The sequence below is a fragment of the Pseudonocardia terrae genome (genome assembly GCF_021343995.1).
Taxonomy (GTDB): domain Bacteria; phylum Actinomycetota; class Actinomycetes; order Mycobacteriales; family Pseudonocardiaceae; genus Pseudonocardia; species Pseudonocardia terrae.
The window spans coordinates 66,437-87,509 of sequence record NZ_JAJTTE010000010.1 but is presented as its reverse complement, the minus strand read 5'-3'; the positions used below and the strand labels follow the sequence as shown (position 1 = coordinate 87,509).

Sequence of the window (21,073 nt, the reverse complement as noted above, 5' to 3'; positions counted from 1 at the left end):
CCCGCCTGTGGCCCGGCCCACCCGAGGGTCGGCCCGCCCGCGACTCAGAGAGCCGCGAGGGCGTCCGTCGCCGCGGCCCGGAACCGCTCGACCGCGGCGAGCTTGATGTCCTCGTAGCCCCGGACCTCCTCGGCCAGCTCCGCGATCCCGACGACCCGGTCCACGTTCTCCGGGGTCAGCGCGTCGAGGGCCGTGCGCACCAGCGACTGGTACTCGCCGACCAGCGCCCGCTCGGTGCGCCGGACGCCGGCGTAGCCGAAGACGTCGAGCGGGGTGCCGCGCAGGCCCTTGGCGGCGCGCAGGCCGCGGAAGGCGAGCTCCGCGGTCCGCCCGGACAGCCGGATCTTGTTCTTCATGCCCAGCGCCCGGAGCACCGGCGGGTGCAGCAGGACGGACACGGCGGCGTCGGGCCCGAACTCGGCGTCGCGGCGCGCCTTCTCCGCCGGGTCGAGGTGCAGCCGCGCGACCTCGTACTCGTCCTTGTAGGCCAGCAGCTTGTGCAGACCGCGGGCGTACGCGAGGGCGACCCGCCCGCCCGCCGCGCCTGCCTTGTCCGCGGCGATCGCCTCGACCCGGTGGACCTCCTCGGCGTAGCGGGCGGCGAGGGCCTCGTCCTGGAAGCCGGTGAGGTCCTCGACGCGGAGCGCGACGGCCTCGTCCAGCCCCTCGGCGAGGGCCCGGGACCGGGCGGAGACCTCGACGGTGGCCCGGGCCGGCGGAAGGGCGGCGGCGAGGACGGCCTCGCGGTCGAGCACCGCGGCGCGGCCCCAGCGGAACGCGGCGAGGGTCGTCTCCACCGCCGCCCCGTTGAGCCGGATCGCCTGCTCGACCGCCTCGGCGCTCACCGGCAGGCAGCCGTGCTGGTAGGCCGCGCCGAGCAGCAGCATGTTGGTGGGCATGTGATCGGCGAAGAGCGCCTCGGCCAGGCCCTGCGCATCGACGTGGACGTTCTCCTCGCCGGTCGCCGCGGCGATCCGCTCGAGCGCGTCGTCGGGCGAGCCGGGCAGGACCACGCGCCCGGTCACCATCGCGGCGGTCGGCACGATCGCGCTGTTCACCACGGCCACGGTGTGCCCCGGCCGCGCGACGGCGAGGTTGGCCGCGTCGGCGGTGCCGAGCAGGTCGAAGCCGATCAGCACGTCGGTGGTGCCGCGGGAGGCCCGCAGCGAGCCGCGGACCGGCTGCTTGGCGATCCGGACGTCGGACACGACCGGGCCGCCCTTCTGGGCCAGCCCGACCTGCTCCAGCCCGGCGGCGAACCGGCCGTCGAGGTGCGCGGCCATCTGCAGGATCTGCGACACCGTGACCACGCCGGTCCCCCCGATGCCGGGCATCCGGATGAGCGTCTCGGCGCCGTCGAACCGCGGCTCGGGCTCGACGAGCGCGACCGGTAGCGGCGGGACCTCCCGCCGCGCCGGTGTACCCGGCTCCACCAGCAGGAACGACGGGCAGTCGCCCTTCAGGCAGGAGAGGTCGGAGTTGCACGAGGGCTGGTGGATCCGGGTCTTGCGGCCGAACTCGGTCTCCACCGGCTGCACCGACAGGCAGGTGGACTTGTCCCCGCAGTCGCCGCAGCCCTCGCACACCCGCTCGTTGACGACGACCTTCTCCGCCGGGGTGGGCAGCTTCCCGCGCTTGCGGAGCCGGCGCTCCTCCGCGGCGCAGCGGTCGTCGTGGATCAGCACGGTCACGCCGTCGAGGGCCGCGAGCTCGGCCTCGGCCGCGGCGAAGTCGTCGCGGTGCCGCACGGAGGCGATCGGGTCGAGCGCGACGCCGCGGTACTTGCCCGGGTCGTCCGTGGTGATCACGATCCGCCGGACGCCCTCGGTCGCCAGCAGCGTGGTGATCTCCGGGACCGACAGCCGCCCGACGGCCTGCTGCCCGCCGGTCATCGCGACGGCGTCGTTGTAGAGCAGCTTGAAGGTCATGGTCGCGCCGCCGGCCACGGCCGCGCGCACGGCCAGCGAGCCGGAGTGGTGGAAGGTGCCGTCGCCGAGGTTCTGCACGAAGTGCCGGTCGTCGGTGAACGGGGCGAGGCCGAGCCACTGGGCGCCCTCGCCGCCCATCTGGGTCAGGCCGATCCGGTGGCCCCGGCCCTCGCCGTTGATCGCGATCATGGCGTGGCAGCCGATGCCCACCCCGACCAGCGTGTCGTCGCCGGTTCGGGTCGAGGTGTTGTGGGGGCAGCCGGAGCAGAAGTAGGGCGTGCGGGCAGCGCCTGCCAACGGCAGCCCGATCCGGGAGGGCTTCGTCGGCTCGATCGCCGACAGGTGCACCGCCGCGGCCCGGGGCAGGCGGTCGTGGCCGAGGCGCGCCGCGATCGCCCGCGCCACGTCCTCCGCGCCGAGCTGGCCGCGCGCGGTCAGCAGCGGACGACCCCGCTCGTCGCGCCGCCCGACCACCAGCGGGGCGTCCGGCACGCGGTAGAGCGCCTCCTTGAGGTGCCCCTCCAGGAACGGGACCTTGTCCTCGACGACGAGCACCTCCTCGAGGCCCGTGGTGTGCGCGGCGAGGTCCTCGGCGTCGACCGGGAAGGGCATCGCGAGGCGGATCAGCCGGACGCCGAGGTCGTCGAGCGCGGCCTCGTCGAGCCCGAGGTCCTCCAGCGCGCGCTGCACCACGGCGTAACCGGTGCCGCTGGCGAGGATGCCCAGCCGGGCCTGCCGCGCCGTGAAGGTGACCCGGTTGAGCCCGGTCTCGCGGGCGTAGGCGCGGGCCAGGTCGAGGCGGCGGGTGAGCATGTCGTGCTCGGCGTCGAGCGCGGCGGGGCCGACGAGCGCGCCCACCGGCGGACGGGGCTGCGCGGGCGGCATCGGGATCCCGAGCCGCAGGCCTTCGACGTCGACGGTCGCCGAGGCGTCGGCGATGTCGGCGACGATCTTGAGCCCCGTCCACAGCCCGGTCGCCCGCGACAGCGCCACGGCGTGCAGGCCCAGCTCGACGATCTCGGGCACGGTCCCCGGGGCGAGCAGCGGCATCGCCAGGCTCTGCGCCATCGGCTCGCAGGAGCTGGGCACCGTCGAGGACTTCGACGCCGGGTCGTCACCGATCACCGCGACCGCCCCGCCGAGCGTGGCGGTGCCGGCGAGGGTGCCGTGGCGGATGGCGTCGGCGGCCCGGTCGAGGCCGGGGTTCTTGCCGTACCAGAACCCGACGACGCCCTCGTGCCGGCGACCGGGCACCTCCCCGAGCAGCTGGGTGCCGGCGACCGCGGTGGCGGCCAGCTCCTCGTTCACACCCGGCTGGAACACCACGCCCGCGGGGTCGAGGAACCGCCGGGACCGCAGCAGCTCGGAGTCGAGCCCGCCCAGCGGCGAGCCCTGGTACCCGGACACGAACACCCGCGTGTCCAGGCCGCGGGCGGTGTCGAGGCGCCGCTGTTCCAGGGTCAGCCGGACCAGGGCCTGGATCCCGGTGAGGAGGACCCGCCCGCGCTCGGCCGCATAGCGGTCGTCGAGGGTCACGGTGGTGTCGATGCTCAAGCTCGGCTCCCGTCGCTCCCGGGGCGCCGGTTCCCGGCGCGCGTGGCGTCGAGCACACCGGAGTGATCGGGGACCACGCAAGCCAGTCGCGAGAAGTGGCGCGCAAGACGCAAAGGAGATGCGACCATGCTCGATACTGGCGTAATTCTTTGCGTGAGGAGGCCCTGTGCCCGAGAACGGCGCCATCGACGCCATCGACCACCGGCTGCTCGCCCTGCTGCAGGAGGACGGCCGCCGCACCTACTCGGACATGGCCGGGATCGTCGGCCTGTCGGTGGCCGCGGTGAAGCGGCGCGTCGACCGGCTGCAGGAGGTCGGGGTGATCACGGGGTTCACCGCCCAGATCGACCACGCGAAGCTCGGCTGGGGCGTCGAGGCCTTCACCGAGCTGCGCTACGCCGGGACGACGGGCGTCGCCGACATCGTCGCCACCGCCAGCACCGTGCCGGAGGTGCAGTCGATCTTCACCATCGCCGGGGACCCGGACGCGCTCGTCCGGGTCCGCGTCCGCGACGTCGCCCACCTGCAGCAGGTCATCGACACCCTGCGGACCGCCGGCACGGTCACCGGCACGAAGACCCTGCTGGTGCTGGGAGCGTGGAACCGCGGGGCCTCCTGACCCACGGCCCTCCCCCTTGACCCGTCCGCGGGCCGCCGACGACGATCACGGCCGACCGCCCCGAGGAGGCCCCGTGACCGAGCCGACCCCCGCACCGACCACCTTCACGATCACCGGCCGCGACGGTACGGAGGTCACGGCCTACCGGTGGGAGCCGGAGGGCACCCCGCGCGGGATCGTGCAGCTCACCCACGGGATGGGCGAGCACCTGCGCCGCTACGACCGGCTGGCCGGAGCGCTGACGGGGCGCAGGTTCGTGGTGCAGGGGCAGGACCACCGCGGGCACGGCGCCACCGCCGGCACCCCGGAGCGCCACGGCGTCCTCGGCACCACCGGCTGGACCGGACTGGTCGACGACATTGGGATCCTGCTCGACGCCGGCCGGGCCGCCTTTCCCGGCGTCCCGGTCGTCCTGCTCGGGCACAGCATGGGCTCCTTCGCCGCCCAGCAGTGGGTGCTCGACCACTCGGGCGAGATCGACGGGCTGGTCCTCTCCGGGACCGCCGTGATCGACCTGCTGGAGCCGAACCTCGACCTCGACGGCCCGATCGACCTGTCCGGCTTCAACGCCCCCTTCGAGCAGCGCACCGGCTACGAGTGGCTGTCCCGGGACGAGGCCGAGGTCGACAAGTACGTCGCCGACCCGGCGTGCGGCTTCGGCCTCGACGTCCCCGGGTCCAAGGCGATGTTCGCGCGCGGTCGGGCGCTGGCCGACCCCGCCCGCGTCGGGAGCATCCGCCCGGACCTCCCGATCCTGATCACGGTCGGTGACGCCGACCCCGTCAACGGCGGGCTCGCGCTGCTGCACCCGCTCGCCGAGCGGCTCGCAGCGGCCGGGGTGAAGGACGTGACCGTGCGGATCTGGCCGGGCGCCCGGCACGAGGTGTTCAACGAGACCAACCGCGCGGAGGTCGTCGCCGACCTGCTGGGGTGGCTCGACCGGGTGGTTCCACCCGCCTGATCGGCCCGGATCCGGCCCGGCGCGTGACATTCCCGGCCGTTCCGACGATTCCCCTGTCGTTCACCCGACGACGGAGGATCTCGCATGGCCGACCCGCACGCCCCCGAGCCCCTGGTGTGCCTGCACGGGCTCGGTGGTAGCGCGCGTGCCTGGGACCGTGTGCTGCCCGGCCTGCGGGCCCGGCACGCGGTCCGGACCGTGTCCCTGCGCGGCCACGTGGGCGGCGAGCTCTTCCCGGTACGGGTCCGCCCGAGCGTCCCGGCGCTGGTCGACGGCGTGGAGGCCGCGCTCGACGCGGCCGGGATCGGGCGGGCGCACCTGGTCGGCAACTCGCTCGGCGGCTGGCTCGCGTTCGAGCTGGCAGCCCGCGGCCGCGCGCTCTCGGTCGTCGCGCTGTCCCCGGCGGGCGGCTGGCGACCGGACAGCGAGGAGATCCACCGTGTCTGGCGGCTGCTGGTGCCGGCACACGACCTGGCCCGCCGCACCGAGCGCCACCTGGACCGGGCCGTCCGGCTCGCGCCGGCGCGCAAGGCGCTGCTGCGGCTCGGCGTGGAGCACGGCGACCGGCTGGAGCCGGCCGAGGCCGCGGACTTCCTGCGCGACAACGCCCGCTGCCGCTTCCTGCGCCCGCTTCTGCGGTCCGCGATCGACTACGACTTCACCGTGCCGGAACCGGACGTGCCGGTACGGATCGCCTGGTCCGCACATGACCGGCTGTTGCCCGCCCCGCTCTACGCCGAGCGCTTCCGCACCCTGTTCCCCGACGCCGGGCGGGTCCGGCTGCCCGGCGTCGAACACGTGCCGATGTACGACGATCCTGCGCTGGTGGTCCGCACGATCCTGGACGTCACCGCGCCCGACGCGGTCCCGACCGCGCCCGACGCGGTCCCGGAGCGTGCCGGCGACCCGGTGCCGGCCCACCCCTGACCTACCCGAGCCGACCTGTCGGAGCCGACCGGTCCGACCCGACCTCTCCGAGCAAGGCCTCCGGGATCTCGACGACCCGGCTGCGCAGGTACTCGCCCAAGCCCTTGGCCTGCGGGTCCGGCCGGGTGGAGGAGGCCACGCCCTCGCCGAGGATCCCGTGCACCACGACGTTGAGCGCCCGCAGGTTCGGCAGCGGGTGCACCTCGATCGGCAGGTCCGCGGCCTCCGGTCCGAGCAGCTCGCGGGCCCGCTCGGCGGTGAGGAACCCGCGGAGCCAGCCGTACGCCTCGTCCGTGCGCGCCCAGACGCCGACGTTCGCGTCGCCGCCCTTGTCGCCCGACCGCGCTCCGCAGACCGTGCCCAGTGGAACGCGCCGGGTGGGGCCGCCGGGTCCCGGAGGGGTCGGGGACCCGGCGGCCGGTCCGGTGTCCACCGGCGCCACCGGCGGGTCCGCCACGACCCGCCGTTCCCCGCCCGGCAGGACGACGGTGTGCGTGACCGCCTCCCGCGGCACGGCGGCCGGCCGGTACACGCCGTAGGCGGACTCGGCGCTCGGCGGCGTGGTGGTGTGGAAGCCCGCGTAGCCGCCCAGGGCGAGCTCCATCGTCGCGTTGGAGAAGGCCCGCCCGACCTTGCGCGGGTCCGGGTCCTTGACCGTGATGCGCAGGTGGGCCGTGGCCCGTTCGTTCGCCGGGGCGTCGGGCGTGTCGAACCGCAGCAGCCGGACGTCGACCTCCGCGAAGCGCTCCCGCCCACCCAGCACGTCGAACAGCAGCTCCTCGGCGAACGCCGCCTTGGCCTCGACGTCCAGGCCCGTCAGCACCAGGGTCATCGTGTTGCGGTAGCCGCCCGCGTCGTTGAGCGCGACCTTGAGCGTGGGCGGCGGAGCGCTGCCCCGGACGCCGGAGATGGCGACCCGGTGCTCGCCCTCCTGGTCCAGCCGGATCGTGTCGAAGTGCGTGGTGCAGTCCGGGCCGAGGTAGGCGGGCGCCGCGATCTCGTACAGCAGCTGCGCGGTGACCGTGCCGACCGAGACCAGCCCGCCGGTGCCCGGGTGCTTGGTGATCACCGACGACCCGTCCGCGGCGACCTCGGCGATCGGGAAGCCCGGGTAGCGGCGGTCGGTGATCTCGTCGAGGAAGGCGTAGTTGCCGCCGGTGGCCTGCGGCCCGCACTCGATCACGTGCCCGGCGACGACCGCGCCGGCCAGCGCGTCGAAGTCCTCCCGGCCCCAGCCGTGCCACCACGCCGCCGGCCCGACGACGAGCGATGCGTCCGTGACCCGGCCCGTCACCACCACGTCGGCCCCGGCCGCGAGGGCCTCGGCGATCCCCCAGCCGCCCAGGTAGGCGTTGGCGGACACCGGCTTGCCCTCCACGGGCGGGTCGATCGCGCCGAGCGCGCCGCGCAGGTCGTCGCCCTCGACGTACGCGACCTTCGCGTCGGTCCCGAGCGCCTCGATCGCCGCGGCCAGCCCGGCCGGGTTGAGCCCGCCCGCGTTCGCGACGACCTTGATCCCCTTCTCCAGGCAGGTCCCGAGCACGTCCTCCATCTGGGTCAGGAAGGTCCGCGCGTAGCCCGCGGCGGGGTCCTTGGCCTGCGCCTTCGCCAGGATCAGCATGGTGAGCTCGGCGAGGTAGTCCCCGCACAGGACGTCGATCGGCCCGCCCTCGACCATCTCCCGCGCCGCGCGCAGCCGGTCCCCGTAGAAGCCCGAGCAGTTGCCGATGCGGATCGGCCGGTCGGTCTCGGCCGGGGCGCTGTAGCCGGTCATGCACCACCTCCGACGAACAGCCCCGGCTCCCGCCCCGTCCCGGGCTCGCCGGCGAACGCCTGGCCGATCTCCACCCACTCCTGCGCGGCCGGCCCGGTGACGACCAACGCCAGGTCGTCGCGGTGCCGCCGCTGCGTGATGAGCAGGGCGAAGTCCACGGCGGTCCCGGTGATCCGGTCGGTCGCGTCGTCCGGTCCCCAGGTCCACAGCGAGCCGTCGGGGGCGTCGAGCTCCACCCGGACCGCGGCGGCCGGCAGCTCGCGGCCGTGGAGCGCGTAGCTGAACGCCCGTGCCCCGACCCCGATGTGGGCCACGTGCCGCAGCCGGGCGCTGGGCTCGCGGACCACGCCGACGGCATCGGCCACGTCCTGCCCGTGCGCCCAGGTCTCCATGATCCGGGCGGTGAGCGACGACGCCGCGCTCATCGGCGGCCCGAACCACGGCACCCGCAGCCCGGGGTCGAGGCCCCGGAACGCCTCGATCAGCCGCTCCCGGGACAGGTCGAACCAGCGCAGCAGCTCGCCGCCGGACAGGTCGCGGAACCGCGCGGCCACCGCGTCGGGGTTCACGCCGCCCTCGGCCTCGATCCGCTCCAGCTCGGCCCGGAAGGCCTCGGGATCCGTGGCGGACTGCAGGGCGACGTCGTCGAAGTACGCCAGGTGGGACACCTGGTCGGCGATCGTCCATCCCTCGGCCGGGGTGTCGCGGGCCCAGCCGTGGTGGTCCAGCGGGGCCAGCATCGCGCGCAGCTCCGCCGACTCGGCGGCGAGGTCGTCGGCCAGGGCGGCCATCGAGACGGGCATCGCTACCTCCCCTTCCACACCGGGGTCCGCTTGTCGCGGAACGCGGCGGGTCCCTCCTGGGCGTCCTCGGACCGGTAGACAGGCGCCCAGATCTCCTCCGCACGGTCGTACGCCTCGGCGCGGGTGCACTCCGCGGAGAGGTACGCCGTGCGCTTCGCCGCCCGCACGGACAGCGGCGCGTTGGCCGCGATCCGCCGGGCGAGCTCCTGTGTGCGCTGCCGCAACTCTGCCCCCGGGACGACCTGGTTGACCAGGCCGACCTCGCGGGCGCGCGCGGCGTCGAGGGGATCACCGGTCAGCAGGATCTCCAGCGCGACCCGCGGCGGGACCAGCCAGGACAGCGGTGCGGCCCACGGCGAACCGCGGCCCACCTTCACCTCGGTGACGGCGAAGCGCGCGTGCTCGGCGGCCACGACCAGGTCGCACTGCTGGGCCAACAGGAAGCCGCCGGCGTAGGCCACCCCGTTGACCGCCGCGATCGTCGGCTTGGGGACCTCGATGTTGCGCCCGAACTGCGGCAGGAAGTCCGGCGGCGGGATCTGCAGGGTGGTCTCCGCCATCTCCTTGAGGTCGCCGCCGGCGCAGAAGGCCTTGTCCCCGGCCCCGGTCAGCACCAGCACGGCGGCGGAGTCGTCGGCGACGAAGCGGCGCGTGCCCTCCCACAGCCCGTCGCGGACCGCCTTGCTCAGCGCGTTGCGGGCCTCGGGCCGGTCGATGGTGAGCCAGGCGATCCCGTCCACGACCTCGTAGGTCACCACGTCGGTCAGGGTCTCGCTCACGGGAACCTCTTCCTCAGCTCGGGGCGGTTCAGCTTGCCGCTGCCGGTGCGCGGCAGGGCCTCGACGATCTCGATGCGCCGCGGCTTGTGCATGCCGCGCAGGTCGGGGTTGGTGGCGCACCACTCGGCGATCTGCTCGGCGGTCACGCCCGGCTGGGCCGGCACCACGACCGCGGTCACCTGCTCCACCCAGCGCTCGTGCGCCGTCCCGATGACCGCCACCTCCGCGAGGTCGGGATGGTTCGCCAGGTGCTCCTCGACCATCTGCGGGAACACGTTCTCCCCGCCCGAGACGATCATGTCGTCGATCCGGTCCACGTAGTACAGGTAGCCGTCGGCGTCGACGGACATGAGGTCGCCGGTGCGGAACCAGCCGTCGGACCACTTCTCCGGCGCGTCCGTGCCGAGGGTCGCTCCGCCTGCGCTCCGCTCCGGGTGCCAGTACCCCGGCGTCACCGCGTCGCCCTGCACCCACAGCTCGCCGACGCCCTCGTCGCCGGGCCGCAGGTCCGGCCCGCCGTCGACCGGCACGAGCCTCGTCCGCACGACCTGCTCGAGGGGCTTCCCCATCGAGTCCGGCCGGCGCGGGTCGCCGGGCGCATAGGACACCACGAGCCCGCTCTGCTCGGTCTGCCCGTAGATCTCGACGCCCCGGATCCCGGTGCCCGCCCGGAGCCGCTCGATCGCCGCCGTGGGCGTGCGGGAGCCGCCGAACATGCAGATCCGGAAGGAGTCGAGGACGACGGGCTGCGCCGCCGTCCGGTTGCCGACGTCGATCATCATCGTGGAGATCAGGCCCCCGTAGGTGGGCCGCAGCCGTTGCGCGAGGTCGAGCCACATTGTGACGTCCCAGCGCGGCATGAACGTGATCTGCCCGCCGCGCAGCAGGATCGGCAGGCTCGCCAGCTGCAGCCCGCCGACGTGGAACAGCGGCATGCAGTTGAGCACGTGGTCGGCCGAGGTGAGCTCGTAGAGGTCGATCACGCCGTCGACCTGCGCGGTGGTGTTGCGGTGGGTCTGCCGCACGCCCTTCGGCACCCCGGTCGAGCCCGAGGTGTACATGAGCAGCGCGTCGTCGCGGTCCAGCCGCGGGACGACGTCGTGGACGGGCTCGTGCGCGGCCAGGACCCGGGCGAAACCGCCGTCGGGCCCGGTGGTGAGGATCTCCGGGCCGCCGCCGAGCAGGGTCTTCAGCCGCTCGACGTCGCCGGGCGGCGCGACGAGCCGGGTCACCCCGGAGTCCTCGATCGCGTGCCGCAACGGGGCGTCGGGGAACAGGTAGTTGAGGGGAACGCCTACCGCACCCGCCTGCCAGGTCCCCAGCAGCCCGATCAGGTACTCCAGGCAGTTGGGCAGGAAGAAGCCGATCCGCTCGCCCGGTTCGACCCCGGTCGCCCGCAGGTACGCCGCGAACCGGCCGCCCCGCTCGGCGAACTGCGCGTAGCCGATCTCGGTGTCCTCCAGCCGCAGGGCGACCTGGCCGGCGTGGTCGGCGGCAGCGCGGCGCAGCAGGCCGGCGATGTTCACGACGCCTCCTCCTCGACCACGGCCAGCACCTGGCCCGTCTCCACCTGGTCGCCGGGCCCCACGTGGACCTCGCCGACCACGCCGTCGACGGGTGCGGCCACGGTGTGCTCCATCTTCATCGCCTCGAGCACGACCAGGGCCTGGCCGGCGGTCACGATGTCGCCCGGTGCGGCGAGCACCCGGACCACGCCGCCCGGCATGGGCGCGAGCAGGGACCCGGCGTGGGCGACGGCGTCGGGGTCGGCGAAGCGCGGCACCTCGGCGAGGGCGGCGGACCCGTCCGGGCCGTCGACGAACGACCAGCCGGGGACCCGGTGCACGGTGTACCGGCGCCGCACCCCGTCGACCTCGAGCTCGACGGCGTCGGGCGTCGCCCCGAGGAGACGCACGTCGAGCGGCGTGCCGTTGACCGAGGCCGTCAGCCCGCCCCGCCGGAACGCGTACGCGACCTCCAGCGTCTCGTCGCCGAGGGTGTAGGCGACCTTCTGCGGCATCCCGCCGACGTTCCGCCACCCGCTCGGCAGGCCGCCCAGCACCTGCGCCTCGGCCCGGTGGGTCGCCTGGCTCGCCAGTGCGGCCGCCACCGCCGGTGCGTGATGCGTAATGCCGGAGCGCGACCCTCCGCTCACGAGGTCGGGGTGCCTGGTCAGGTAGCCGGTGTCGGTGCGCCCGGCGAGGAACTCCTCCTCGCGCAGGACGTCGACGAGCAGGTCCCGGTTGGTCGTCACGCCGTGGATCTCGGCGCGCTGCAACGCCCGGGCCAGGGTCCGCGCCGCCTCGCCACGGGTGCGGCCGTGGGCGATCACCTTGGCCAGCATCGGGTCGTAGTGCGGGCTGACGACCGAGCCGTCCGCCACGCCGGTGTCGACCCGCACGCCGGGCAGGTCCGGGATGCGGACGCGGTGCAGGGTGCCGGTGGCGGGGAGGAAGCCGGCGGGAACGTCCTCGGCGTAGAGCCGGACCTCGATGGCGTGCCCGTCGAGGACCGCGCCGGTCACCTCGGGCGGCAGCGGCTCGCCCTCGGCCACCCGCAGCTGCAGCGCCACCAGGTCCAGGCCGGTGACCAGCTCGGTGACCGGGTGCTCGACCTGCAGGCGGGTGTTGACCTCGAGGAAGAAGAACTCCATCCGGCGGGCTCCGCCCCCCGGAGACCCCCCGGAAGCGTCCACGATGAACTCCACGGTGCCGGCGCCGGTGTACCCGATCGCCTTCCCCGCGGCGACCGCGGCGGCACCCAGCTCGGCCCGCAGCGCGTCGTCGACCGCCGGGGACGGGCTCTCCTCGACGATCTTCTGGTAGCGCCGCTGGATCGAGCACTCGCGCTCGAACAGGTGCACGACCTCGCCGTGGGTGTCGCCGACGATCTGCACCTCGACGTGCCGGGGGTCGACGACGAACCGCTCCAGGAACACGGTCCCGTCGCCGAACGCCGAGGCGGCCTCGCGGCGGGCGCCCTCGACGGCGTCGGCGAGCTCCGCCGGGTCGTGCACGACCCGCATCCCCCGCCCGCCGCCACCGAACGCGGCCTTGACCAGCACCGGGAAGCCGATGTCCGCGGCGACCGCGCCCAGATCGGTGTCGGGCCCGACGGTCGCCCCGGGGAGGACGGGCACGCCCGCCTTGTCCATGAGCGCCTTGGCCTCGAGCTTGGAACCCATCGACGCGATGGCCTCCGGGGTGGGCCCGACGAAGGTCAGCCCGGCGGCCGCGCAGTCCCGGGCGAACCCGGCGTTCTCCGACAGGAACCCGTAGCCGGGGTGGACGGCGTCGGCGCCGGTCGCGCGGGCCGCCTCGATCACGAGGTCACCGCGCAGGTAGGTCTCCGCCGGGGCAGAACCGGGCAGCCGCACCGCCTCGTCGGCGAGCCGGACGAACGGGGCCGACGCGTCGGGGTCGGAGTACACGGCCACGGTGGCGATGCCGAGGGCGTGGGCGGTGCGCATGACGCGGGCGGCGATCTCGCCGCGGTTGGCCACCAGGAGCTTCGTGATCACGGGTCTCACATCCGGAAGACGCCGAAGCCGCGGCGGCCGGCGACGGTCTGGGAGTGCACGGCGGACAGGGACAGGCCGAGCACGGTGCGGGTGTCGCGGGGGTCGACGATGCCGTCGTCGTAGAGCTTGGCGGTGACGAAGAAGCTGTGCGACTCGGCCTCGATCTGCTGCTCGATCGCGCGGGTGCGCGCCGCGTCGGCCTCCTCGTCGAACGGCTTGCCCTGCGACGCCGCCGACGCCCGCCCGACGATCGACATGACCCCGGCGAGCTGCGCGGCGCCCATCACCGCGAGCTTGGCGCCGGGCCAGGAGAACATCAGCCGGGGGTCGTAGGCGCGGCCGGACATTCCGTAGTTCCCCGCGCCGAAGGACGACGCCATGTTGATCGTCAGGTGCGGGACCCGGCTGTTGGTGACGGCGTTGATCATCTTGGCGCCGTCCTTGATGATCCCGCCCTGCTCGTAGTCCTTGCCCACCATGTAGCCGGTGGTGTTCTGCAGGAAGACCAGCGGCGTGTCCGTCTGGTTCGCCAGCAGGATGAACTCCGACGCCTTCCTGGCCTCCTCGCTGAACAGCACGCCCCGGTGGTTCGCGAGGATCCCGACCGGATAGCCGTGGATGCTCGCCCAGCCGGTGACGAGCGAGGTGCCGTAGAGCGGCTTGTACTCGTCGAAGTCCGAGCCGTCGACGGTGCGGGCCAGCACCTCGCGCGGGTCGAACGGCACCTTGGCCTCGGGCGGGAGGATCCCCAGGATCTCCTCCGGGTCGTAGCGCGGCGGCGGCGGGTTGAGCGCCGGCGCGGGCCCGAGCTTGTGCCAGTTGATCCGGGACATGATCTGGCGGCCGAGCCGGATGGCGTCGTGCTCGTCGGCGGCGAAGTAGTCCGAGAGCCCGGAGATCCGCGAGTGCATCTCCGCGCCGCCGAGCGACTCGTCGTCGGACTCCTCGCCGGTGGCCATCTTGACCAGCGGCGGGCCGCCGAGGAACACCTTGGCCTGCCGGTCGACCAGCACGGCGTAGTCGCACATGCCGGGCACGTAGGCGCCGCCGGCCGTCGAGTTGCCGAAGACCAGCGCGACCGTCGGGATGGCCAGCGAGGACAGCTCGGTCAGCTCGTGGAAGATCCGCCCGGCGGGCACGAACAGGTCCGCCTGAGTGGGCAGGTCGGCCCCGCCGGACTCCACCAGGTTGATCACCGGGAGCCGGTTGAGCCGGGCGATCTCCAACGCGCGCAACGTCTTCTTCAGCGAGTACGGGTTCATCGCCCCGCCGCGCACGGTCGGGTCGTGCCCGATCACCACGCACTCCACACCGGACACCACGCCGATGCCGGTCAGCACGGAGGCGCCGACGGTGAACTCGGTGCCCCACGCCGCGAGCGGGGACAGCTCCAGGAACGGGCTGTCCGGGTCGAGCAGCAGCTCCAGCCGCTCGCGCACCGGGAGCTTGCCGCGGTCGCGGTGCCGCTGCGTGTAGCGCTCCCCGCCGCCGGCGATCGCGAGCTCCAGCTGCTCGTTCAGCTGGTCGATCACCTCCAGCTGGGCCTTGCGGTTGCTCGCGTAGGTCTCCGCGGAGACGTCGAGCAGGGACTTCAGGACGGGCATCACTGTCCCCCGTAGTGGTCCGCGTGCGTCTCGCGGACGACGTTCTTCTGGATCTTCCCGGTCGAGGTCCGCGGCAGCTCGTCGACGACGATCACGGACTTGGGCACCTTGTAGCCGTCGAGCCGGGCCTTGAGGGCGACGCGCAGCGCCTCCGGGTCGACCGTCTCCCCCGGCTTCGGCACCACGACGGCGGTGACGGCCTCGCTCCACCGCTCGTGCGGCAGCCCGACCACCACGACCTCGGCGACCTTCGGCTCGGCGTCGTAGACCGCCCGCTCGACCTCGATCGAGGCGACGTTCTCGCCGCCCGTCTTGATCACGTCCTTGAAGCGGTCGGCGAACCAGAGCACGCCGTCCGCGCCGAAGCGTCCGACGTCGCCGGAGTGGAACCAGCCGTGCCGGAACGCCTCCGCGGTCGCCTCCGGGTTGCGCAGGTACTCCTGCATGGTCGACGGGCCGCGGTAGACGATCTCGCCCTGCTCGCCGCGCGGGAGCAGCGCGCCGTCGGGCCCCATGATCGCGACCTGCACCCCGGTGAGCGGGGTGCCGACGGCGCCGACGTGGCTGAGCTGATGCTCCGGGCGGAACAGCGTGGTGATCGGCGACATCTCGGTCTGACCGAACAGCAGCGCGAACCCCCTGCGTTCTCCCCACCCCGTCGGCTCCGCCTCCTGCCGACCCCCGAAGAATCCGTCGAGGCAGGCCTTGATCTGCGCCTCGGGCATGGGCGCCATGGCGTAGACGGCCCGGCGCAGCGACGACAGGTCCCGGGCGCCGAACGACGGGTGCTCCAGCGCCGCGCGGTACATCATCGGCAGCCCGAAGACCTGGGTGATCCGCTCGCGCTCGACGGTGTCGAGGAACCGCTCGGGCTCGAAGCCGCGGTGCACGTGGATCGTGGCCCCGACGGTGATCGCGGGCGTGCAGAAGGCGTTGAGCTGGGCCGTGTGGAACATCGGCATCATCGCGATGAAGCGGTCCTCGGCGTTCCACCCCGAGTCCAGCGCCGCGGACATCGACTCGAGGTGGATCGCCAGGTGCGTGCCCACCACGCCCTTGGGGAACGACGTCGTCCCCGAGGTGTAGAGGTAGCTCAGCGGCGCCCGGTCCGGGATCTCCACCTCGACCGGGGAGCCGTCGGCGTCCTCGAGGCCGGCGAGCGTGGTCGCTCCGGGGGCGGTCTCGCCCGCACCGGGTGCGACGATCGTCTCCGGTAGGTCGAGCTCGGCCAGCCCCGCTACGAGCTGGCTCTCGACGACGATGCCGCGTGCCCGCGAGTGGTCGAGGACGTACGCGACCTCGTCCGGCCGCCAGCCGAGGTTGATCGGCACACACACCACGCCGGCCTTGGCGCAGGCGTAGTACACGGCGAGGAACTCGGCGCTGTTCGCCGAGGCCAGGGCCAGCGCGTCGCCCAGCCGGTAGCCGCGGTCGAGCAGGCCGCGGGCCAGCCGGTTCACCCAGGTGTCGAACTCGGCGTAGGTCCAGCGGCGGTCCCCGTCGACCAGCGCGAGGTGGTCGGGGCGGGCGAAGGCGGAGCGGGTCAGCGCGTCGCCGACGTTGATCCGCTGGATGAGGTTGACCGTCATCGGCGCTCCTGTTCACGGCGCTCGGCGGGTCCGCTCGGCTCGAGGGGCCCGGTCCGGGAGCCGGTGGGTTCTAGTAGGACCGCGGGAGGCCCAGGCTGTGCTGGGCGACGAAGTTGAGGATCATCTCCCGGTTCACCGGGGCGATCCGCAGCAGCCGGGCCAGCCCCCAGTACGGCAGCAGCCCGAACTCCTGCGCCACGCCGTTGCCGCCGTGGGTCTGCATCGCGGCGTCGAGCGCGGCCAGCGCGGCCTCGGCCGCGGCGTACTTCGCCATGTTCGACGCCTCGCCGGCCGGCAACCCGTTCCCGTGCAGCCACGCCGCCTTGCGCGTCATCAGCGCGGCCAACTCGGTCTCGATCTTGGCCTTGGCCAGCGGGTGCGCCACCCCCTGGTGGGCGCCGATCGGCCGGTCCCACACCTGCCGGTCCTTCGCGTATCGCGCGGCACGGTCCAGGGCGTAGCGCGCGATGCCGACGCACAACGCGGCACCGGTGATCCGCTCGGGGTTGAGCCCGTGGAACACCTGCCGGAAGCCCTGCCCCTCCTCCCCGACCAGCGCCGACGCCGGCAGCCGGACCTCGTCGAAGTGCAGGGTGAACTGCTTCTCCGGGAGCATGACGTCGACCGGGAGCACGGTCTTCTGCAGGCCGGGGGCGTCGGTGGGGACCAGGAACAACGACAGCTGCCCCCCAGAGCCGGAAGACACGGTGCCCGTGCGCGCGACCAGCAGCAGCGCCTCGGCCTCGTCGACGCCGGAGATGTAGTACTTCTCCCCGGTCACGATCCACTCGTCGCCGACGCGGCGCGCCCGGGTCGAGAGCTTGTGGGTGTTGGACCCCGCCTCGGGCTCGGTGATCGCGAAGACCACCTTCTGCCGGCCACTCGCGAGGCCGGGCAGCCACTCCTTGCGCTGCTCCTCGGAGCCGTACTCGGCGATCACCTCGGCCGAGATGGCGTGCGTGACCAGCAGCAGGAGGATCGGCGCGCCCTGCGCCGCGATCTCCTCGCACACCAGCGCGAGCTCGACGAGGCCACCGCCGCCCCCGCCGTACTCCTCCGGCACGTTGACCCCGGCGAACCCGGCGTCGCCCAGGGCGTGCCACAGCTCGGTGCACTCCGTGCCCGTGCGCGCGTGCTCGACGTAGTAGGCGCCCCCGTAGGGCGCCGCGACGGCCCCGACCGCCGCCCGCAGGTCGCGGTGCTCGTCGCTCTCGGCGAAGTCCACTCCGACTCCCGTCACCTCGACGGAACCTGGATTGTGATTCCTGGTTCACTCGTGGCGGACCCTACCGCGCGGCTGCCATGATGACCAGATGCCGACCGCCCCCAGCACCGCGACCACCTCCGGTACGGCCTCCGGCCCGGCGGCCGGAGGGCGCAGCCGGCGGGACCCGGAGCGCCGCGAGCGGATCCTGGCCGCCGCCGCGCAGCTCGCCTCCCGGCGTGGCTTCCACACCGTCGGGATGGCCGACATCGGCGCCGAGGCCGGGATCGTCGGGTCCGGCGTCTACCGGCACTTCGACAGCAAGACCGCGATCCTCGTCGCCCTGCTCGACCGGGTGATGGCCCGGCTGCAGGAGGGCGCCGGAGCGGTGCTGGCGGGTCCCGGCGACGAGCGGACTCACCTGTCGGCGCTGGTCAGGGACCACATCCGGGTCGCGATCGAGGATCGCAGCGTGCTCGCCGTCTACCACCGGGAGGTGCATACGCTCCCCGAGGAGGACCGGCGGCGGCTGCGCCGGCTGCAGCGGCACTACCTCGAGGACTGGGTGCACGTGCTGTCCCCGCTGCGTCGCGACCTGGCCGACGGCGAGCTCCGGCTGGCCGTGCACGCCGCCATCGGCGCGATCCAGTCCACCCTGTTCTTCCGCAGCGGCCTGGCCCCCGAGCGGCTCGCCGACCTGCTCGACGGGATGGCCCACGCCTGCCTCGGCGTCGAACCCGCCCCGGCGCCGGCACCGGGGCCGGAACCGGCGCTGTCGGACTCCGCGCTGGAGTGAACCGAGGATGACTGAATCCTTGCCAGGGTGACGACGATCACGGCATGCTGGCGGCATGTTGCCCCTCCAGCCGCACGGCACGGCGCTGCCCGATCCCGCCTCGATCGACGTCGAGACCCTGCGGGGGCGGCGGGCCGTCCACCGCTGGGAGCGCACCTCGGTCGGCGACCTCTTCGAGCGGCTGACCTGGAGCTACCCGGACAAGGTCGCGATCACGGCCGTCGACGGGGCGTGCGGCGAGGAGCGCTTCGCCGAGGTCACCTACCGCGAGGCGGACGACACGGCGAACCGGGTGGCCCAGGCGTTGGCCGCGGCCGGGCTCTCCCCCGGCGACCGGGTGCTGCTGATCTGCGAGAACTCCGTCGAGGCGCTGCTGGCGAAGATCGGCGTCGCGAAGGCCGGGATGGTCGCCGTGCCGCTCAACCCGAGCCTGGCGCCGGACGTCCTCGAGCACCTGATCGGGTTGACCGAGCCGCGGTTCGCGTTCGTCGACGCGGAGCTGTGGCCCCGCGTCGAGCAGGTGTTCGCGGTGACGGGGCTGACCGTGGGCGCCACGATCACGGTCGGCGGCGGGCCGGTGGCGGGCAGCCCGGCGTTCGGCGAGTTCGTCGCCGGCGCGTCCGCCGAGGAGCCCGAGGTCGAGATCCACGGCGACGACATCTGGCAGCTGTTGTTCACCTCCGGCACCACCGCGATGCCGAAGGGCGTGATGCTCTCGCACAGCTACGCGCACCTGGCGGCTCTGAACTTCGCCCTCTCGCTCACGCGCGGCCTGCGACACGACTCGGACCTGCGGCTCTGCACGTTCCTGCCGATGATCTACCACATCGGGGACGAGATCTTCCCCTTCGGCGCCTTCGTCTCCGGCGGCTCGTTCGCGCTCGGCCGACGCCCCGCCGCCGGTCCGGTCGCGGAGGCCGCCGCCGCGACGCGGGCCACCGCCCTGTGGGCGGGGTCCCCGCAGTTCGTCACGGCGGTGGCCGACGAACTGGAGGCCCGGCCGGACCTGGACGTCTCGGCCCTGTCGATCCTCGTCTACGGCTGGGGCGCGCTCTCCCCCGCCGTGCTCGAGCGGCTGGGGGCGCGGGCCGCACCCGGGTTCGTCACGCTCGGGATCTTCGGGCAGACCGAGGCCATCGCCTGCCACCGGTTCTGGCCCACGCGCTGGCCCGAGGTCCACGCCCGCACCGCCCCGGCCGTGAACCACGTCGGGGTGCCGAGCGGGATGCTGGCCTCGGACGTGGTCGACGAGCTGGGCGACCCTGTCCGTGGCGGCGAACCGGGCGAGGCCGTCTACCGCTCGCCGATCATGACCGCCGGCTACTACCGCAACCCCGAGGCCACCCGGGAGGCGTTCCGCGGCGGCTGGTTCCACTCCGGCGACTCCGCGACGGTCGACGAGGACGGGCTGCGGGTCATGGTCGACCGGTACAAGGACATCGTGAAGTCCGGCGGCGAGAACGTCTCGAGCATCCGCGTCGAGGCCGTGCTCCACGAGCACCCGGACGTGCTGCGGGCGGCGGTGATCGGGCTCCCGCACGAACACTGGGGCGAGGCGGTGACCGCCGTCGTCGTCCCGCGCGACGGGCGCAAGCCCGAGGCCGAGGACCTGATCGCGCACTGCCGCGCCCGGCTGGCCGGCTACGAGACGCCCAAGGCGGTGGTGTTCGCCGAGTCGTTGCCGGACACCGTCGGCGGCAAGGTCCTCAAGTACAAGCTGCGCGCCCAGCACTCGGACCTGTACTCGTAGAGGCAGACTTGGTGCAATGGACTTCACCGAGGACGACGACCACCGGCTGATCCGCGAGGCCGTCCGGGACATCTGCGCGAAATTCCCGGACGAGTACTGGAGCGAGCGGGACTCGACCCACACGTTCCCGTGGGAGTTCTACGCCGCGATGGCCGAGGGCGGCTGGATCGGCATCGCGATGCCGGAGGAGTACGGCGGGGGCGGGCGCGGGATCACCGAGGCGTCGATCGTGCTGGAGGAGGTCGCCGCGTCCGGGGCCTGCATGAACGGCGCGAGCGCGATCCACATGTCGATCTTCGGGATGCACCCCGTGGTCCTGCACGGCAGCGACGACCTGCGCCGCCGGGTGCTCCCCGACGTCGCGTCCGGAACGCTGCACGTGGCGTTCGGCGTGACCGAGCCCGACGCCGGACTGGACACCACCAACGTCACCACCCGCGCGGTGCGCGACGGCGACGCCTACGTGGTGCACGGGCGCAAGGTCTGGACGTCGAAGGCCCTCGAGTCCGACAAGGTGCTGCTGCTGGTGCGTACCACCCCGCGCGCCGAGGCCGCGAAGCCGACCCAGGGCATGACGTTGCTGGTCGCGGACCTGAAGGACCCCGCCGTCGCGATCTCGCCGATCGACAAGCTCGGGCGCAACGCCGTCGCCTCCTGCGAGGTGGTCTACGACGGGCTGCGGGTGCCCGTGGAGAACCGCGTCGGCGAGGAGGGCGCGGGCTTCCGCTACCTGCTCGACGGGCTCAACGCCGAGCGCGTGCTCATCGCCGCCGAGGCGCTCGGCATCGGGCGGGCCGCCCTGCGCCGCGCCGTGGCCTACGCCGGCGAGCGGGTCGTGTTCGACCGGCCGATCGGGGCGAACCAGGGCATCGCCTTCCCGCTCGCCGACGCGCACGCCCGGCTGCGCGCCGCCGAACTCGTCATCCGCGAGGCGTCCTGGCGCATCGACCGCGGCCTGCACGCCGGCGAGCAGGCCAACACCGCCAAGTACCTCGCCGCCGAGGCCGCCTTCCAGGCCGCCGACGCCGCCGTCCAGACCCACGGCGGCTTCGGCTACGCCCGCGAGTACCACGTCGAGCGGTACTTCCGGGAGGCCCGGCTGCAGCGGATCGCCCCGGTGCCGCAGGAGATGGTGCTCAACTACCTCGCGCAGCACGTGCTGGGACTGCCGCGGGGCTACTGAGCGTCCTGGAGTCCTCGGGCAGGGGGTCGTCGGTTCCGCTCCCGGGCGGGTGAGCGTCACGGCCGGGGGTTGCCGTGCGGCC

15 protein-coding genes are annotated in these 21,073 nt (G+C 73.8%); 6 read left to right on the top strand and 9 right to left on the bottom strand.

Annotated elements, in window-relative coordinates; translation table 11 throughout:
• Positions 1-44 precede the first annotated feature (44 nt).
• Positions 45-3,482 carry an indolepyruvate ferredoxin oxidoreductase family protein gene (locus LWC33_RS09085; RefSeq protein ID WP_233303812.1) on the bottom strand — a complete coding sequence of 1,146 codons (3,438 nt, stop codon included), beginning with the start codon at positions 3,480-3,482 and terminating at the stop codon, positions 45-47.
• A 166-nt stretch (positions 3,483-3,648) separates the two neighbouring features.
• Between LWC33_RS09085 and LWC33_RS09080 the strand changes: the two genes are divergently transcribed.
• From LWC33_RS09080 to LWC33_RS09070, 3 genes are all read left to right on the top strand, one after another.
• A complete protein-coding gene (locus tag LWC33_RS09080; RefSeq protein WP_233303811.1) occupies positions 3,649-4,101 on the top strand; it encodes an Lrp/AsnC family transcriptional regulator in 453 nt (150 codons plus the stop codon).
• Between the two features lie 73 nt (positions 4,102-4,174).
• A complete protein-coding gene (locus LWC33_RS09075; protein ID WP_233303810.1) occupies positions 4,175-5,062 on the top strand; it encodes an alpha/beta fold hydrolase in 888 nt (295 codons plus the stop codon).
• Between the two features lie 84 nt (positions 5,063-5,146).
• Entirely contained in the window at positions 5,147-5,989 is an 843-nt protein-coding gene (locus tag LWC33_RS09070) for an alpha/beta fold hydrolase (protein WP_233303809.1), read from the top strand.
• Position 5,990: 1 nt separating this feature from the next.
• Here the strand turns inward: LWC33_RS09070 and LWC33_RS09065 are convergent, their stop codons facing one another.
• The 8 genes from LWC33_RS09065 to LWC33_RS09030 form a co-directional block, all read right to left on the bottom strand.
• On the bottom strand, positions 5,991-7,763 hold the full coding sequence (locus tag LWC33_RS09065) for an acyclic terpene utilization AtuA family protein (RefSeq protein ID WP_233303808.1): 1,773 nt from the start codon (positions 7,761-7,763) through the stop codon (positions 5,991-5,993).
• Entirely contained in the window at positions 7,760-8,566 is an 807-nt protein-coding gene (locus LWC33_RS09060; RefSeq protein ID WP_233303807.1) for a TIGR03084 family metal-binding protein, read from the bottom strand. The genes LWC33_RS09065 and LWC33_RS09060 overlap by 4 nt, the downstream gene beginning before the upstream one ends.
• A gap of 2 nt (positions 8,567-8,568) precedes the next feature.
• Positions 8,569-9,345, bottom strand: coding sequence for an enoyl-CoA hydratase/isomerase family protein (locus LWC33_RS09055; protein ID WP_233303806.1), 777 nt, complete (start codon positions 9,343-9,345; stop codon positions 8,569-8,571).
• Positions 9,342-10,871, bottom strand: coding sequence for a class I adenylate-forming enzyme family protein (locus LWC33_RS09050; RefSeq protein ID WP_233303804.1), 1,530 nt, complete (start codon positions 10,869-10,871; stop codon positions 9,342-9,344). Before LWC33_RS09050 ends, LWC33_RS09055 begins: the two co-directional genes overlap by 4 nt.
• Entirely contained in the window at positions 10,868-12,865 is a 1,998-nt protein-coding gene (locus LWC33_RS09045) for an ATP-binding protein (RefSeq protein ID WP_233303802.1), read from the bottom strand. Before LWC33_RS09045 ends, LWC33_RS09050 begins: the two co-directional genes overlap by 4 nt.
• A 5-nt stretch (positions 12,866-12,870) precedes the next feature.
• Positions 12,871-14,469: an acyl-CoA carboxylase subunit beta gene (locus tag LWC33_RS09040; RefSeq protein ID WP_233303801.1), complete on the bottom strand. Its 1,599-nt coding sequence runs from the start codon at positions 14,467-14,469 to the stop codon at positions 12,871-12,873.
• Entirely contained in the window at positions 14,469-16,058 is a 1,590-nt protein-coding gene (locus LWC33_RS09035) for an AMP-binding protein (RefSeq protein ID WP_233303800.1), read from the bottom strand. Before LWC33_RS09035 ends, LWC33_RS09040 begins: the two co-directional genes overlap by 1 nt.
• A gap of 70 nt (positions 16,059-16,128) precedes the next feature.
• Positions 16,129-17,283, bottom strand: coding sequence for an acyl-CoA dehydrogenase family protein (locus tag LWC33_RS09030; protein WP_233303879.1), 1,155 nt, complete (start codon positions 17,281-17,283; stop codon positions 16,129-16,131).
• Positions 17,284-17,371: 88 nt separating this feature from the next.
• Between LWC33_RS09030 and LWC33_RS09025 the strand changes: the two genes are divergently transcribed.
• The 3 genes from LWC33_RS09025 to LWC33_RS09015 are packed head-to-tail and all read left to right on the top strand — an operon-like array spanning position 17,372 to position 20,991.
• The gene (locus LWC33_RS09025; protein ID WP_233303799.1) at positions 17,372-18,058 is read left to right on the top strand and encodes a TetR/AcrR family transcriptional regulator; all 687 of its coding nucleotides are present in this window, start codon (positions 17,372-17,374) and stop codon (positions 18,056-18,058) included.
• A 55-nt stretch (positions 18,059-18,113) separates the two neighbouring features.
• Complete coding sequence (locus tag LWC33_RS09020; protein ID WP_233303798.1) at positions 18,114-19,808, top strand: AMP-binding protein; 1,695 nt, start codon at positions 18,114-18,116, stop codon at positions 19,806-19,808.
• 16 nt (positions 19,809-19,824) lie between these two features.
• Positions 19,825-20,991, top strand: coding sequence for an acyl-CoA dehydrogenase family protein (locus tag LWC33_RS09015; protein ID WP_233303797.1), 1,167 nt, complete (start codon positions 19,825-19,827; stop codon positions 20,989-20,991).
• The last annotated feature ends 82 nt before the right edge of the window (positions 20,992-21,073 follow it).